Consider the following 14,180-nt stretch of genomic DNA (forward strand, 5'->3'; position numbering starts at 1 on the left):
ATGGCGCTCACGACACTCTTCCGCCGGAAGGACGATGCGCCGGTGCGCGCCGAGGCGCGCTATCCCGCCCTCGTGGTCATGGCCCTCATCCTGCTCGGCCTGATCCTCGTGATCTTCCTCTTCGCCGATTGGCTAGCGCCTTACGACTACCGCACTCAATCGCTATTGAAGCGCCTGAAGCCGCCGAGCTTTCTGGGCGGCATGCCAGAGCATCTTCTGGGGACCGACGAACTCGGGCGCGATGTCCTCAGCCGCCTGATCTATGCAATCCGCTTCAGCGTGCTGGTCGCGCTCGGCGGTACGCTGATCGGCGCCTTCATCGGCACCACCCTCGGCTTCATCGCGGCCCATTTCCGCGGGCTCGCCGAGGAGGCGATCATGATGCTGGCCGACGTGCAGGCGTCGCTGCCCTTCATGATGATCGCGCTGGCGCTGATCGCCCTGTTCGGCGGCGGCTTCTTCCTGTTCGTCGCGATCATGGGCTTCTATGGCTGGGAGGTCTTCGCGCGATTGACGCGCGGCGTCGTCATCGCGGCCAATACGCAGGGCTATGCGACGGCGGTGACCGCGCTCGGCGCGCCAGCCCGTCATGTCTATCTCCGGCATGTCCTGCCGAACATCCTGAGCGTGCTGATCGTCCAGTTCACGCTGAATTTCCCGCAGGTGATCCTGCTGGAGACCTCGCTCTCATTCCTCGGCCTCGGCATCCGCCCGCCCCTGACCAGCCTCGGCCAGATGCTGGGCGCCGGCCGCGCCTATCTGACCAGCGCCTGGTGGATCGCGGTCCTGCCCGGCATGGCGATATTCCTGACGACGATGTCGATCTCGATCGTCGGCGACTGGATCCGCGACCGGCTCGACCCGACGCTGCAATCGCGCTGACGGCTCTAGAGAGCCAGCCGCGTGCGACCTAGCACGCGGCTGGCCGCCGTGCGCAGAGCCCGCTGATCGGCATAGCCGACAGCGGAGGCGATCTGATGCGGCGGCGCGCCATCGCTCGCCATCGTCATGGCCCGGAGCACGCGCAGGCGCGCCCGCCAATCGCCGAAGCTCATGCCCGTCTCCGCCCGGAAGCCGCGCGTCAGCGTGCGCCGGCTCGCGCCCGCACGCTCGGCCCAGCCGTCGAGATCGATGTCGAGCGCGGGGTCCTTCAGCAAGGCCTCGCAGATGCGCCGCAGACGGGCATCCCGTGGCAGGGGCAAGGTCAACGCCGTCTCCGGCGCCCGCGCGATCTCGTCGAGGATCAGCGCGGCGAGATGGCCGCCGCGCCCGGCTTCGTCATAGAGCAGCGGCTCGACCGCCAACGCTTCCAGCGCCGAAGCCAGCAAGGACGAGACCTCCAGCACGCGGCACCCCGTCGGCAGGACGCCGACCGCCTCGGGCGCGATATAGGCCGAGCACATCGAGACCGCGCCATGCATCCTGACCTCGTGCGAGAGTCCAGGCGGAATCCAGAGCGCGTGCCGGGCGGGCAGGACCCAGGTGCCGTCCTCCGCCCGCACAAGCGTCAGGCCGGCGGTCGCATAGAGCAGTTGCGCGCGCGGATGGCTGTGCCAGCCCGTGCTCGCGCCGGCCTCATAGCTCGTGGGCATCACGGCGACGGCGCGCGGCACCGTTTGATAGGCCTCGCTCTCGCTGCGCATTGCCTGCCTCCTTTGACCCGATCCGGTCGAATAACGACCCGACAGGCCTAACGGGTCAAGCTAGAGTGGAACCTCATCATCGCGAGACTGCCCGCCCATGAGCCCCGAGACGCTGTCGAAGCGCACCCTGCTTTTCGTGAACGCGGCCCATGCGCTCGATCATTTCGTGCTGCTGATCTATCCGACAGCGGTGATCGCCATCGCGGCGCAGACGAGCCTCAGCTACGCCGAATTGATCGGCCTCGCGACCGGCGCCTTCGTCGCCTTCGGGCTTTGCTCGCTGCCGATGGGCTGGCTCTCGGACAAGTTCGGCCGGCGCAACATGCTCGCCGTATTCTTCATCGGCTATGGCTTGTCCTGTCTCGGCGTCGCCAGCGCGGACCGGCCGGCCGCCTTCGCGGGCTGGCTGCTCGTGCTCGGCGTGGCTTCGGCGATCTATCACCCGGTCGGCTCGACCATGCTGGTCAGCCATGCCCGCCAGCTCGGCCGCGACCTCGGCGTCAACGCCGTCTGGGGCAATCTCGGCGCCGCTTCGGCCGCCGGCGTCACCGCGCTCATCGCCGCGAATTTCGGCTGGCGTTTCGCCTTCATCCTGCCGGGCCTCGTCTGCCTCGTGCTCGGCGTGGCCTTCATCGCGCTCGTACCCGGCGACGGAAATCCGGCCGCGAACCACTCCGGCAAGGCCGAGCTCATCCCGGTCAATCGGCCGAAGGCTCTGCTCGCCATCTTCGCCGTCGCGGTCATTGCCGGCGGCATGACCTTCAACATCACCACGATCGCACTGCCGAAGGTGATCGACGAGCGCCTCGGCCTCGACCTGCCATTGGCGCTGATCGGCTCGCTGGCGACGCTCGTCTTCGTCTTCGGCGCCGCGACGCAATGGCTGATGGGCCGGCTGGTCGACCGCTACACGCTGCCCGCCCTGTTCGTCGGCCTCGCGCTGTTCCAGCCGCTGGGCCTCGCGCTCGCCGCGACGACCTCCGGCGCGCCGCTGCTCATCGGCCTCGTCATGACCATGGCCGCGATCTACGGGCAGGTCGTCGTCAACGACGCGATGGTCGCCCGTTACGTGCCGGCGCAGCATCGCGCCAAGGCGTTCAGCGTGCGCTATTTCCTCGGCTTCACGGTGAGCGGATTCGTCGTGCCGATGCTGGCCGTGCTGCATGCGCAAGGCGGGTTCGGGCTGGTGCTGGCCGGCGCCACCGTCTTCGGCCTGATCATCTGGTGCGCCTCGCTGGCATTCTTCTTCCTGGCGCAGAAAGCGCCCGTCGCGAGCACCGCTACGGCCGAGCAATAGGTTTCCGGCAGCGGAAGCTGCCAGCCGATCATTCAAACAGGATCGAGGCTCCAGCCCTGCCATGTATGGCGGGGCTCAAGCGCGTCCGATCGCGCATTCCTGACATCTCACAAAATGATTGTCAGAGATCAGAAACTGAGCCAGCATGGCTCATGCTCGATCAATCGCCCTTCTCCCTTCCCAAGCCGCCCGCGGCAGAGAGCGACATCACCTTTGCGAGTCGGCGCCTGCGGCAGGCGCTCGTCCGCTGCGAGCTCGTTCCCGGCACCTATGCCCATGAAGGCGACCTCGCGCAGCGCTTCGGGCTGGGGCGTGCGGCGGTTCGCGTCGCGCTGACCGAACTCGCGACAGCCGGCTTTGTCATCCGTCACGCGCGGCAAGGCTGGCGCGTCGCGGCGGTCGATGGCGCGCTTGCCAGCGCGATCATCGAGGCACGGCAGCGGATCGAGCCTGCCCTGGTCGAAAAGCCGCTCGATGAGCGCAGCGTCGCGCTGCTCGGCAGCCTGCGCGGCGCGATCGACGCAGTTATCGGACGAGACGATCCTTCCGCGCGCACCATGGCCCAGCAGCTCTGCCGGCAAGCGCTCGACCTCGTCGCACAACGGGCCGGCGGCTTCATGGCGGTCTGGCTGCGCGATCTCTGCGATCACACCGAGCGCCTGACGCGCGCGCTTGAACTGGCCGGCGCAACGGTGTCCACGCCCGATCCGCGCCCGCTGCTCGACGCTCTCCTGCGCGGTGACCGTGAGGTCGCACTTCTCGCGCTTCAGGAGGAGCAGAAGCGCTTCACCGATGCGGTGGCGCATGGCTTCCTCGCCACCGCGCGCCTGCTGCCGCAGGACCAGCCCGTTTCCGTGCGCAGCCGCCGGCCGCGCCGGGGCACGAACGACCGCAAGCCGTCCCCCACCCTGTCCGAGGAGAAATCGCGATGAGCCGTGTTTCGAAAGCCGCAGCCGCCTTCCTCGTCGCCACCGCGCTCGGCCTCGCGGCCGGGCCGGCGCTGGCCGCCAAGGATCGTTTCGTCATCGACCTCGTCAACGAGCCGTCCTCGCTCGATCCGCAGGTGCAGTGGAACCCGGACAGCTACTATGTCTACCGCAACATCTTCGACAACCTCGTCACGCGCGACGACAAGGGCGAGATCATCCCGCAGGTCGCCACCGCCTGGAAGCAGGTCTCGGATACCGAGATCGAGTTCGACCTTCGCAGCGACATCGCCTTCCATGATGGCTCGAAGCTGACCGCCGACGACGTCGTCTATAGCGTCAAGCGCATCACCGATCCGAAATTCGCCAGCCCCCAGCTCGGCCAGTTCGACAAGATCACCGACGCCGTGGCGCTCTCGCCGACCAAGGTGAAGCTCGTCACCGCCGGCCCCTACCCGGCGCTGCTGGCCCAGCTCGTCAAGCTCTCGATCGTGCCGAAGGCCGTCGTCGAGGCCGTCGGCAAGGACGCCTTCAACCTGAAGCCCGTCGGCAGCGGCCCCTACAAGTTCGAGTCCTGGCAGCGCGGCGTGAACGTCCAGCTCACGCGCAACGACGCCTATTGGGGTACCAAAGCGCCGTTCCCGACCGTGACCTTCCGCGCGGTTCCCGATGCAGCGACCCGTCTCGCCAACCTGCAGGCTGGCTCGAGCGACCTCGTTGTCACGCTCGATGCCGACCAGGCCGCCCAGCTTAAATCCGCGCCCAAGGCCCAGGCCCTGATCGGCCTGACCGAGCGCGTCGCCTATGTCCGGCTCAACACGACCAAGCCGCCCTTCGACAATCCCAAGCTCCGGCTCGCCGCGGCCTATGCGCTCGACAAGCAGGCGATGATCGACGGCCTGCTCGGCGGCCATGACAAGCCTGTGCCGGAACTGCTGACGCCGGCGATCTTCGGCTGGGTCGACGGCATCAAGGCGCCGGAACACGACCTCGCCAAGGCGAAGGCGCTGATCGCCGAAGCCGGGCCGGCGGCGAAGGCCGAGATCGATCTCGCCACCGCGCCGGTCTTCGACCAGCGCATCGTCCAGGCGATCCAGCAGATGCTCACCGAAGCCGGCTTCAACGTGAAGATCGCGATGTCGGACATGGCGACCTATCTGAAGCGCGCCCAGGCCGGGCCGGAGACGACCTCGCTGCTCAGCTTCGGTCGCTGGTCCTGCGCCTGTCAGGATGCCGACGGCGTGCTCTTCCCGCTGCTGCACAAGAGCAGCGGCTGGTCGGCCTATCGCAACCCGAAGATGGACGCCCTGCTGGAAGAAGCCCGCGCGACGCTCGATACGAACAAGCGTCTTGCCGCCTACAAGCAGGTCCATGAGATCGTCGCCACCGACGTGCCGGTCGTGCCGCTCTACCAGGCCGTCGTGATCTATGGCGCGGCGAAGAACCTGACCTTCCAGCCGACGCCGAACGAAAGCATGTTCATCAACCGCATGAGCTGGAAGGACTGAGCCGCGGTGCCGGGTTTCCTGCTCCGCCGGCTGGGCCAGGCTCTCGTCACCATCCTCGGGGTGGTGACGCTGATCTTCTTCGTCCAGCGCCTGACGGGAGACCCGACCTACCTCCTCGTGCCGGAGACGGCGACGCAGGCCGACATCGCGGCCTTGCGCCATCAGCTCGGCTTCGACCGGCCGCTCGTCGTGCAATATTTCGACTTCCTCGGCGAGCTCGTCCGCTTCGACCTCGGGCAGTCGGTGGTGCAGCGCGTACCGGTGACGACGATCATCGCCTCGCGCCTGCCCTATACGCTGATGCTGGCGGCGGGCGCGCTGCTCGTCGCCTGCGGCATCGGGGTGCCGATCGGCATCCTGCTCGCGATCTTCCGCAACTCGCCCGCGGCGAAGGTCGCCGCCGGCTTCGTCCTCGCCGCCCAGAGCATGCCGACCTTCTGGAGCGGCATCCTGATGATCCTGGTGTTCTCGGTGCTGCTCGGCTGGCTGCCGCCCTCCTCCACCGGCGATATCTGGCATCTCGTCATGCCCTCCTTCGCGCTCGGGCTGCTGAGCATGGCGACCTTCGCGCGGATCACCCGCTCGGCCCTGCTCGACGAACTCTCGAAGGACTATGTCCGCACCGCGCGCTCGCGCGGCGTCCGCAGCGGGCGGCTGCTCATCCGCCATCTCGCGCGCAATGCCTCGATCCCGGTGATAACAGTCGCTGCGCTCGAAATCTCAAACCTGCTGGCCGGCGCCGTCATCGTCGAGACGGTCTTCGCCTGGCCGGGCCTCGGACAGGTGACCGTGCAGGCGATCCTGGCACGCGACTTCATGATCGTGCAGGGCGTCGTGTTGCTCGGCGCCTTCGTCACCGTGCTGCTCAATCTCATGTCGGACCTGCTCTACAGCCTGGTCGATCCGCGCATCGTGCTGGAGGGGGGGCGGTGAGCGTCGCAGCCGCAACCTCCGCGCCGCGCCGCAAGCGGAGCGGCCTGTGGCGCTGGTGGCCTGTCGGCATCGTCGCGCTCATCGTGCTGGTCGCGCTCTTCGCGCCCTGGCTCGCGCCCTATGACCCCAACCAGCAGAACCTGCTCGGTCGCCTGAAGCCGCCTGGCACGGTCTCGCGCAGCTTCCATTACTGGCTCGGCAGCGACGAGCTCGGCCGCGACCTGCTCAGCCGCGTCATCCATGGCGCGCGCATTTCGCTGATCGTCGCCTTCGCCTCGGTGATTCTCTCCGGCGTGGTCGGCACGACGCTCGGCATGATCGCCGGCTATCGGCGCGGCTGGATCGAGATCGCAGTGATGCGCGTCGTCGATGTCTTCCTGTCGATCCCGGCGATCCTGCTCGCCATCATCACCGTCGCGGTGCTCGGCCCCGGCATCGTCAATGTCATCATGGTGCTCGCGCTGACACGCTGGCCGCGCTACGCCCGCATCGCCTACAGCCAGACGCTGTCCGTCGCGAACATGCCCTATGTCCGGCTCTCGGCCTTGATGGGGGCCGGCGCGCCGCGCGTGCTCTTCCGCCATGTCCTGCCCAATATCGTCGGCGCGGTCAGCGTCGTCGCGACGCTCGAATTCGGGCTGATGATCCTGTTCGAGGCCGGACTGTCCTTCCTCGGTCTCGGTGTCCAGCCGCCGACCGCGAGCTGGGGCGCGATGCTCTCGACCGGCCGGAACTATGTCGCGACCGCCTGGTGGGTCGCGACGCTGCCGGGCATCTGCCTGTTCGTGCTGGTGCTCGCCGTCAATCTCACCGGCGACGCCGTGCGCGACCGCCTCGACCCCCGCCATCGCTGAAGGAAAAGCCCATGTTCGAGGACATCAAGGGGAAGCGCGCCGTCGTCACCGGCGCCTGCGGGGTTATCGGCCGCTGGATCGCCGAGGTGCTGCACGAGGCCGGCGCCACACTCTGCCTGACCGATGCCCGCAGCCAGGATCTGGAGGCGATGGCCAAGTCGCTCGGCCTCTCGGGCGAGAGCTTCGTCATGCCGGCCGACCTGACCGACGAGGCCTCGATCGTGGCGCTGACCAGCGAGATCGGGAAACGCTGGGGCGCTGCCGATATCCTCGTCAACAATGCCGGTATCTATCCTAGCGCCTTCCTGCTCGACACGACGACCGCCGAGTTCGACCGCATTCTCGGGATCAACCTGCGGGCGCCGTTCATCCTGACCCGCGAGCTCGCGACCCAGATGGTGCGCAAGGGCGTGAAGGGCTCGATCATCAACATCTCGTCGGGCGCCTCGCGCAAGATGCGGCGGACGGCCTGCATCTACTCGATGTCGAAGACCGCGCTCGACCGGCTCACCAAGGGGTTCGGCGTCGAACTCGCCGAGTACGGCATCCGCTCCAATGCGCTGGAACCGGGCTTCGCCGCCGGCAGCACGGTGAGCGCGCTGACCGATGCGCATATCCAGAACACCGTCGCGCAGATTCCGCTCGGCCGGGCCTCCTCGCGCACCGATGTCGGCAACGCCTTGCTCTATCTCGCCAGCGACGCCTCCGCCTATGTCACCGGCGCGACGCTCACGGTCGACGGCGGCAACTCGATCGGCTCGCTCGCCGTCCACCAGGACAAGAAGCAGGCGCTCTGAGGAGGCAAGGACATGACCGCTCCGAACGCCGCCCGCCCCGCCTATGAATGGCCCGAGGGCAAGTCGAGCGCCTTCTGCTTCACCATCGATGTCGATGCGGAAAGCCCTTACCAGTGGAGCCTGCCGGAGAGCGCGCCGGTCGCGCTCGGCCAGATCGAGCAAAGGCTGTTCGGCCCGCGCGTCGGCATCTGGCGCCTGCTCGACCTGCTCGATCGCTATGGCATCAAGGCGACGCTGTTCGTGCCGGGGCTGGTTGCAAAGAATCACCCGGAGCTGCTGCCGACCTTCGTCGCGCGCGGCCACGAAATCGGCCTGCACGGCTATTTCCACGAACTTGCAACCGAGGCCGGGCCGGAGGAATTCGCTAGGGCGATGGAAGAGTCGCTCGCGCTGTTCAAGAGCCAGGCTGGTGTCGTGCCGAAAGGCTTCCGCTCGCCGGCCTGGGAGATGACGCCTTTCATGATCGAGGAGGTGAAGCGGCGCGGGCTCTATGATTCCTCGCTGATGGGCTTCGACCATCCCTATACCATCGACGGCGTGACGCAGGTGCCGGTGCTCTGGGCGGTCGACGACGCCATCTATTTTCGCTTCACCGGCAGCGCGCAGGATCGCGCCCCGCCATCGCCGCAGAACGGTATCCTCGATGCCTGGCTCGACGAATGGGATGTGCTGCATCGCGAGGGGCGGATGATGATGCTCACCGTCCATGACTGGATTTCGGGCCGAGCCGGGCGCGTCCGCATGCTGGAGAAACTGCTCGACGTGGTGACGGCCTCGCCCGGCGTCTGGATCGCGACCGTGGGCGAACTCGCTGCGCATCACGCCGCGAGCGCCAATGCGCAACGCTTCAGCGTGCCCCTGCGCCTGCCGCAGCCGAGTGCGCCGCTGCGGTTCCGGACCAAAGCCTGATGCAGACCTTCAGCATCCGCCGCCCGGCCGTCCGCTCGCCGCACGGGCTTGTCGCCGCGCAGAACCGCCACGCGGCCGAGGCCGGTGCGGCCGTGCTGGCGCGCGGCGGCAATGCGATGGACGCGGCCATCGTCACCGCGCTCGTGCTCAGCATCGTCGAACCCTGGCTTTCGGGCGTGGGCGGCGGCGGCTTCCTGATCCATGCCGATGGCCGGACCGGCGCGCTCGACACGCTCGATTTCAACGTGCGCTCGCCGCGCGGGCTCGACCCGGCGGACTACCCGCTGACCGATGCGGGCTCGGGCAACTGGTTCGCATGGCCTGCCGTCGTGGGCGAGCGCAATGTCGCCGGCTACGGCGCGATCTGCGTGCCCGGCGCCATCGCCGGCTTTGCCGCCGCGCTGGAGCGCTACGGCACGATCTCCTGGGACGAGGCGCTGCAGCCCGCGATCGAACATGCCGAGCGCGGGCTGGAGATCGATTGGTATGCCGCGCTCTGCATCGCGGTCGAGGTGGCCGGCCTGTCGCGCGATCCGGCAATCTCGGCGCTGCTGCTGGATAATGGCCAGCCGCCCAAGGCCGGCGCCGATACGCGCCGCTTCAAGCCGATGACCGCCAAGGCCGAGCTGCTAAAGCGTCTGGCGAAGGCGGGAGCTCGCGACTTTTACGAGGGCGAGGCGGCGCGCCTGATCGCGGGTGATCTCGAAATCGGCGGCTCGGCAATCCGTGCGAACGATCTCGCGAGCTATCAGGCCGTCTGGTCGCCGGCCCTGACCGGCCGCTATCGCGATCTCGACATCGCCGCCATCCCCGGCCTCAGCGGCGGCCCGACATTCTTCGACGCGGCGCGACGCGTGGAGGCTCGTGGTCTCGGGCAGGGCAGCACCGAGGCCGATGCGGCGCTGACCTATGCAACGGCGATCCGCGATGCCTATGCCGTCAGGCTCAACAGCCTCGGCCATGCGGCGACGCCGCAGGCCGGCTGCACCTCGCATGTCAGCGTCGTCGACCGCGACGGCAACATGGTTTCGCTGACCAACACCCTGCTTTCGCGCTTCGGGTCACGGGTGGCGCTGCCGCGGGCCGGCATCATCATGAATAACGGCATGATGTGGTTCGATCCGCGCCCCGGCCAGCCCAACAGCATCGCGGCCGGCGCCAAGCCGCTGGCCAATATGTGCCCGCTGATACTGAGCCGCGACGGCAAGCCCTTCCTTGCGATCGGCGCCGCCGGCGGCCGCACGATCTTTCCGACGCTCTTGCAGATGATCTCCGGCATGGCAGATTTCGGCCTTTCGCTGGAGGACGTGTTCCACCGTCCCCGCATCGACGCCTCGACCCCGCGCATCAAGGTCGACGCGCGGGCAGAACCGGACGTGGCGGCGCGGATCGCCAGCGCCTTCCCGGTCGAGATCGTCGAGGACACGCTCTATCCGGTGAACTTCTCGGTTCCTTCGGCCGTGATGCGGATGGAGGATGGCGGCTTCCTCGGCATGGCCCATCCGACCAGCCCCTGGGCCGCTGTCGCGGCAGCGTCTGCATGAGCGAGCGCGCCAACCCGATGCTGGCGATTGAGGGCCTCGCGATCGAGATCGACGGCAACCGCATCGTCGACGGCGTCTCGCTCGGCGTCGAGACGGGCCGCATCCTCGCGATCGTCGGCGAATCCGGCTGCGGCAAGAGCCTGACGGCGCTCTCCGTGCTCGGGCTGCTGCCGGGCGCGGCGCGGGTCTCCGCCGGCTCGATCCGGCTCGGCGGGCGGGAACTGACGGGCTTGTCCGAGGCGGAGCTGTCGCAGGTGCGCGGCAACGACGCCGCGATCATCTTCCAGGAGCCGGTCGCCTCGCTGAACCCGCTGATGCGCGTCGGCGAGCAGGTCGAGGAAGCCTTGCTCCTGCATCGCGGGCTGTCACGTGCCGCCGCGCGCGAGGAGGCGATCGCGATCATGGCGCGCGTCGGCATTCCCGATCCGGCAACGCGCGCCCGGCAATATCCGTTCGAGCTCTCCGGCGGCATGTGTCAGCGCATCATGATCGCCTCGGCGCTGATCTGCCGACCTTCGCTGCTGATTGCGGACGAGCCGACGACCGCGCTCGACGTCACCATCCAGGCGCAGATCCTCGACCTGATGCGCCGCCTCCGCGACGAGGTCGGCAGCGCCGTCGTGCTGATCACCCATGACATGGGTGTGGTCGCCGATCTCGCCGACGATGTCTGCGTGATGTATGGCGGCCGGATCGTCGAGAGCGGTCCGGTCGATGCGATCTTCGCCGCACCGAGCCACCCCTATACCCGCCTGCTGCTGGGCACGATTCCGAAGCTGGACGGCGCCCGAAAGACGGTGCTGCGCACGATCGAGGGCATGGTGCCTCCGGCCGGCGCGTGGCCGGAGGGTTGCCGTTTCCGCACGCGCTGCCCGCTAGCCGACAACGCTTGCGTTGAGGTTCCGCCCGCGGTCGCGATCGGCGCTTCCCACCGCGCTGCCTGCTGGCATGTCGACCGGCTGGAGGGGATGGCATGAGCGAGCCGTTGCTGGAGGTTCGCGACCTCAAGGTGCATTTCCCGTTGCGCGGCGGCATCGGCACGCCGGGCGGCGTGGTCAAGGCGGTCGACGGCATTTCCCTTGAGCTTCAACCCGGAAAGACGCTGGCGCTCGTCGGCGAATCCGGCTGTGGCAAGTCGACGACGGCCTATGCCGTGATCGGGCTTGAGCGAGCGACGGCCGGCACGATCCGCTTCGACGGGCGCGACATCACCGCACTCAAGGGTCCTGAGCGCGCGGCCCTGGCGCAGGACATCCAGATCGTCTTCCAGGACCCGTCCTCGGCGCTCGATCCGAAGATGACCATCGCGGACAGCATCAGTGAGCCGCTCGTCATCGCCGGACGCAGCCGCGCGGAGCGCAAGGCCCGCGTCACCGAATTGCTGGACCGCGTCGGCCTGCCCGCCGCGCTGGCGGAGCGCCTGCCAAGCGCGCTCTCGGGCGGCCAGCGCCAGCGCGTCGTCATCGCGCGGGCGCTCGCCCTGTCGCCGCGCCTGCTCGTGCTCGACGAGCCGGTCTCGGCGCTCGACGTCTCGATCCGCTCGCAGGTCCTGAACCTGCTGCTCGAATTGCAGCGCGATCTCGGCCTGTCCTATCTCTTCATCTCGCACGATCTCTCGGTCGTCCGGCATATCGCCGACGAGGCGATGGTGCTCTATCTCGGCACGGTCGCCGAGCAGGGCCCAGTCGATGCGATCTTCGAGCGGCCGCAGCATCCCTATACGAAGGCGCTGTTGTCAGCGATCCCGCTGCCGGATCCCCGTGCGCAACGCAATCGGGAGAAGATCATCCTGAGCGGCGACCTGCCGAGCCCGCTTTCGCCACCGGTCGGCTGCCCCTTCGTGACGCGCTGCCCGGAGCGGCTCGCGGTCTGCTCCGAGGAGCGCTTCCCGCTCGCGGCGGGCGAGACGGGAACCGAGGCGGCCTGCGTCCATGTCGGGCGGCAGGCGATCAGCTAGCCGCGTACGCGCTCCCACTCCGCCAGAGCGAGCAGGAGGTGATAGAGAACGCGGACCGGGATCACGGTCTGGGTCGGCGTTCCATCCTGCGCGATCTGGTTGGACCAGAGCCCCGTTTCGGGCGCGACGAACCAGCGGAACAGGCTGGCGAGATGCTTGTCGAGACGCTCCGCCGCGTCCTCGTCATCAAGGAATTCGACCCGGGCGAGGAAGGCCTTGATCGCCTCGGTCTGAGGCCAGAGCAGCTTGGTCGAGGCCGTGACAGTGCCGGTACGATCGAAAACATCGAATGCGGCAAGCGGCCCCGCCGCGCTATCGTCGAGACCGTGCCGGATGGCGAATCCGTAGAGCCGCTCAGCAAGATCGCGCGCCTGCGTCTCGCCGGTCAGGCGCCAGTGATGCAGCAGGAGCCAGGTCCATTCGAAATGATGGCCGGGCTCGCAGACCATACCAGCCGCACCGGCAGCCGGCTTCCAGTCATCGGTGAAATACTCGCCGAGCGTGTCGGTCTCGGCATCGACCAGATGCTCGCGCGCGAGCCGGACGATCGCGCCGGCATGGTCGAGCCAGCGTTGCTCGCCGGTCGCCTCCGCCAGGGCGTGGAACGCTTCCAGCAAATGCATATGCGGGTTCTGCCGGCGCGGCAGCGTGCCCAGCGTATCCTCGACGAAACCGCCCTGCGGATGCGCCATTTCGCTTTCGATGAAGCCGATCACGTCACCGGCGATCGCCAGAGCCGCGTCGTCCTGCGTCGCGCGGTAGTACCAGGCCATGGCGAACAGCACGAAAGCAAGGTCGTACAGGTCGGTGCGGGCATCGACCGGGGTGCCGTCCTCGCGGACGGAATGCAGAAAGCGCCCTCGCCCGCCTTCGCGGCAGGCATCGCGCAGGAAGGCGAAGCCATGGTGCGCAGCGACAAGTGCTCCGCTTTGCGGGTCAAGCAGATGAGCATGGCTGAAGACATAGGTCAGGCGGGCGGTGACCAGCGTCGTCCTGAGCGATCCGGGATCGCGCGCCGGATCGGCCGGATCGAACATCTCGACGAAGCCGGCGCGGCCGGGCCTGACGGCGCGATCGATCCAGGTCGGGATGAGGATTTCCCTGAGCCAAGCCTTCGACGGCAGATCGCCGGCGCTCTCCCGAGCTTCTTCACGCTTCATCGGACGATATCCTCGGTGAGCAAAGAACGGACGAGAGCAGCGATTCTCATCGCGCCGCTACAACTCCTAGCCGATAGCCACAGCCGGGACCTGCGTCCACATCTCCAGGAGCAAAGCGCTACAGCGCGCCCCGGCCTACGACTTCCCGCATCGCGATGAAGCTGTGGTATTCCGCGACATTCGGATCGTCGTGGAATACTTCGCGCGTGAAGGCCGCGTAGGCGGCCATGCTCTCGACCTGCAGATGCAGCACGAAATCGGCGCTGCCCGTGACGTAGGAGGCCTGCCTGACCTCGGGCCGGGCCTGGAGCTTGCGGGCGAAATCGCCATAGGTCCGCGAGCCCTGAATGATCGAGACAGTGACATGCACCGTCACCGGCACGCCCATCACTTCCGGGCTGACGACCGAAACATCGCCGGTGATGACCTTTTCCGCGCGCAGGCGCCGGAGCCGCCGCAGCACAGCGCTCTGGGACAGGCCGACCCGCTCGGCCAGCACGCGCGCCGGCGTCTGGTTATCGGCCTGCATCTCTTTCAGCAGCGCGTAATCGAACTTGTCGAGGTCGACTGTTTTGGCCATCCAAAGCCCTATGATCGGCGAAATTCGTCATCTGATAGCAAAACTGGGTGACTATCGCCAAACGCTAAGCGG

Annotated in this window: 14 protein-coding genes; 11 read left to right on the top strand and 3 right to left on the bottom strand. The window is 67.8% G+C overall.

The features are described from left to right. Positions 1–882 (top strand): ABC transporter permease, encoded by an 882-nt coding sequence (locus Q9235_RS23740; RefSeq protein ID WP_306224267.1) that lies wholly within the window; start codon positions 1–3, stop codon positions 880–882. A gap of 5 nt (positions 883–887) precedes the next feature. Here the strand turns inward: Q9235_RS23740 and Q9235_RS23745 are convergent, their stop codons facing one another. Then, positions 888–1,643, bottom strand: coding sequence for an AraC family transcriptional regulator (locus Q9235_RS23745; protein WP_306224268.1), 756 nt, complete (start codon positions 1,641–1,643; stop codon positions 888–890). A 97-nt stretch (positions 1,644–1,740) separates the two neighbouring features. On the opposite strand from Q9235_RS23745, the gene Q9235_RS23750 reads away from it, so the two are divergent. The 10 genes from Q9235_RS23750 to Q9235_RS23795 all read left to right on the top strand — a co-directional run bounded on the left by Q9235_RS23750 (position 1,741) and on the right by Q9235_RS23795 (position 12,368). Next, positions 1,741–2,940 carry an MFS transporter gene (locus Q9235_RS23750; RefSeq protein ID WP_306224269.1) on the top strand — a complete coding sequence of 400 codons (1,200 nt, stop codon included), beginning with the start codon at positions 1,741–1,743 and terminating at the stop codon, positions 2,938–2,940. A 152-nt stretch (positions 2,941–3,092) separates the two neighbouring features. Further along, entirely contained in the window at positions 3,093–3,872 is a 780-nt protein-coding gene (locus Q9235_RS23755) for a GntR family transcriptional regulator (RefSeq protein ID WP_306224270.1), read from the top strand. Further along, positions 3,869–5,374: an ABC transporter substrate-binding protein gene (locus Q9235_RS23760; RefSeq protein ID WP_306224271.1), complete on the top strand. Its 1,506-nt coding sequence runs from the start codon at positions 3,869–3,871 to the stop codon at positions 5,372–5,374. Before Q9235_RS23755 ends, Q9235_RS23760 begins: the two co-directional genes overlap by 4 nt. Before the next feature lie 6 nt (positions 5,375–5,380). Further along, complete coding sequence (locus Q9235_RS23765; RefSeq protein ID WP_306224272.1) at positions 5,381–6,307, top strand: ABC transporter permease; 927 nt, start codon at positions 5,381–5,383, stop codon at positions 6,305–6,307. Beyond that, a complete protein-coding gene (gene nikC, locus Q9235_RS23770) occupies positions 6,304–7,161 on the top strand; it encodes a nickel transporter permease (RefSeq protein ID WP_306224273.1) in 858 nt (285 codons plus the stop codon). The genes Q9235_RS23765 and nikC overlap by 4 nt, the downstream gene beginning before the upstream one ends. An 11-nt stretch (positions 7,162–7,172) precedes the next feature. Continuing rightward, positions 7,173–7,958: an SDR family NAD(P)-dependent oxidoreductase gene (locus Q9235_RS23775; RefSeq protein ID WP_306224274.1), complete on the top strand. Its 786-nt coding sequence runs from the start codon at positions 7,173–7,175 to the stop codon at positions 7,956–7,958. 12 nt (positions 7,959–7,970) lie between these two features. Then, the gene (locus Q9235_RS23780) at positions 7,971–8,867 is read left to right on the top strand and encodes a polysaccharide deacetylase family protein (protein ID WP_306224275.1); all 897 of its coding nucleotides are present in this window, start codon (positions 7,971–7,973) and stop codon (positions 8,865–8,867) included. Further along, positions 8,867–10,411, top strand: coding sequence for a gamma-glutamyltransferase family protein (locus Q9235_RS23785; protein WP_306224276.1), 1,545 nt, complete (start codon positions 8,867–8,869; stop codon positions 10,409–10,411). Before Q9235_RS23780 ends, Q9235_RS23785 begins: the two co-directional genes overlap by 1 nt. Then, entirely contained in the window at positions 10,408–11,388 is a 981-nt protein-coding gene (locus Q9235_RS23790; protein WP_306224277.1) for an ABC transporter ATP-binding protein, read from the top strand. Before Q9235_RS23785 ends, Q9235_RS23790 begins: the two co-directional genes overlap by 4 nt. Next, the gene (locus Q9235_RS23795; protein ID WP_306224278.1) at positions 11,385–12,368 is read left to right on the top strand and encodes an ABC transporter ATP-binding protein; all 984 of its coding nucleotides are present in this window, start codon (positions 11,385–11,387) and stop codon (positions 12,366–12,368) included. The genes Q9235_RS23790 and Q9235_RS23795 overlap by 4 nt, the downstream gene beginning before the upstream one ends. Here the strand turns inward: Q9235_RS23795 and Q9235_RS23800 are convergent. After that, complete coding sequence (locus tag Q9235_RS23800; RefSeq protein WP_306224279.1) at positions 12,365–13,528, bottom strand: AGE family epimerase/isomerase; 1,164 nt, start codon at positions 13,526–13,528, stop codon at positions 12,365–12,367. The two genes, Q9235_RS23795 and Q9235_RS23800, sit on opposite strands and share 4 nt — an antisense overlap. A 118-nt stretch (positions 13,529–13,646) precedes the next feature. Continuing rightward, positions 13,647–14,108: an Lrp/AsnC family transcriptional regulator gene (locus tag Q9235_RS23805; protein ID WP_306224280.1), complete on the bottom strand. Its 462-nt coding sequence runs from the start codon at positions 14,106–14,108 to the stop codon at positions 13,647–13,649. Positions 14,109–14,180: the final 72 nt, after the last annotated feature.

The organism is Bosea beijingensis, from assembly GCF_030758975.1.
GTDB classification, from domain to species: Bacteria; Pseudomonadota; Alphaproteobacteria; order Rhizobiales; family Beijerinckiaceae; genus Allobosea; species Allobosea beijingensis.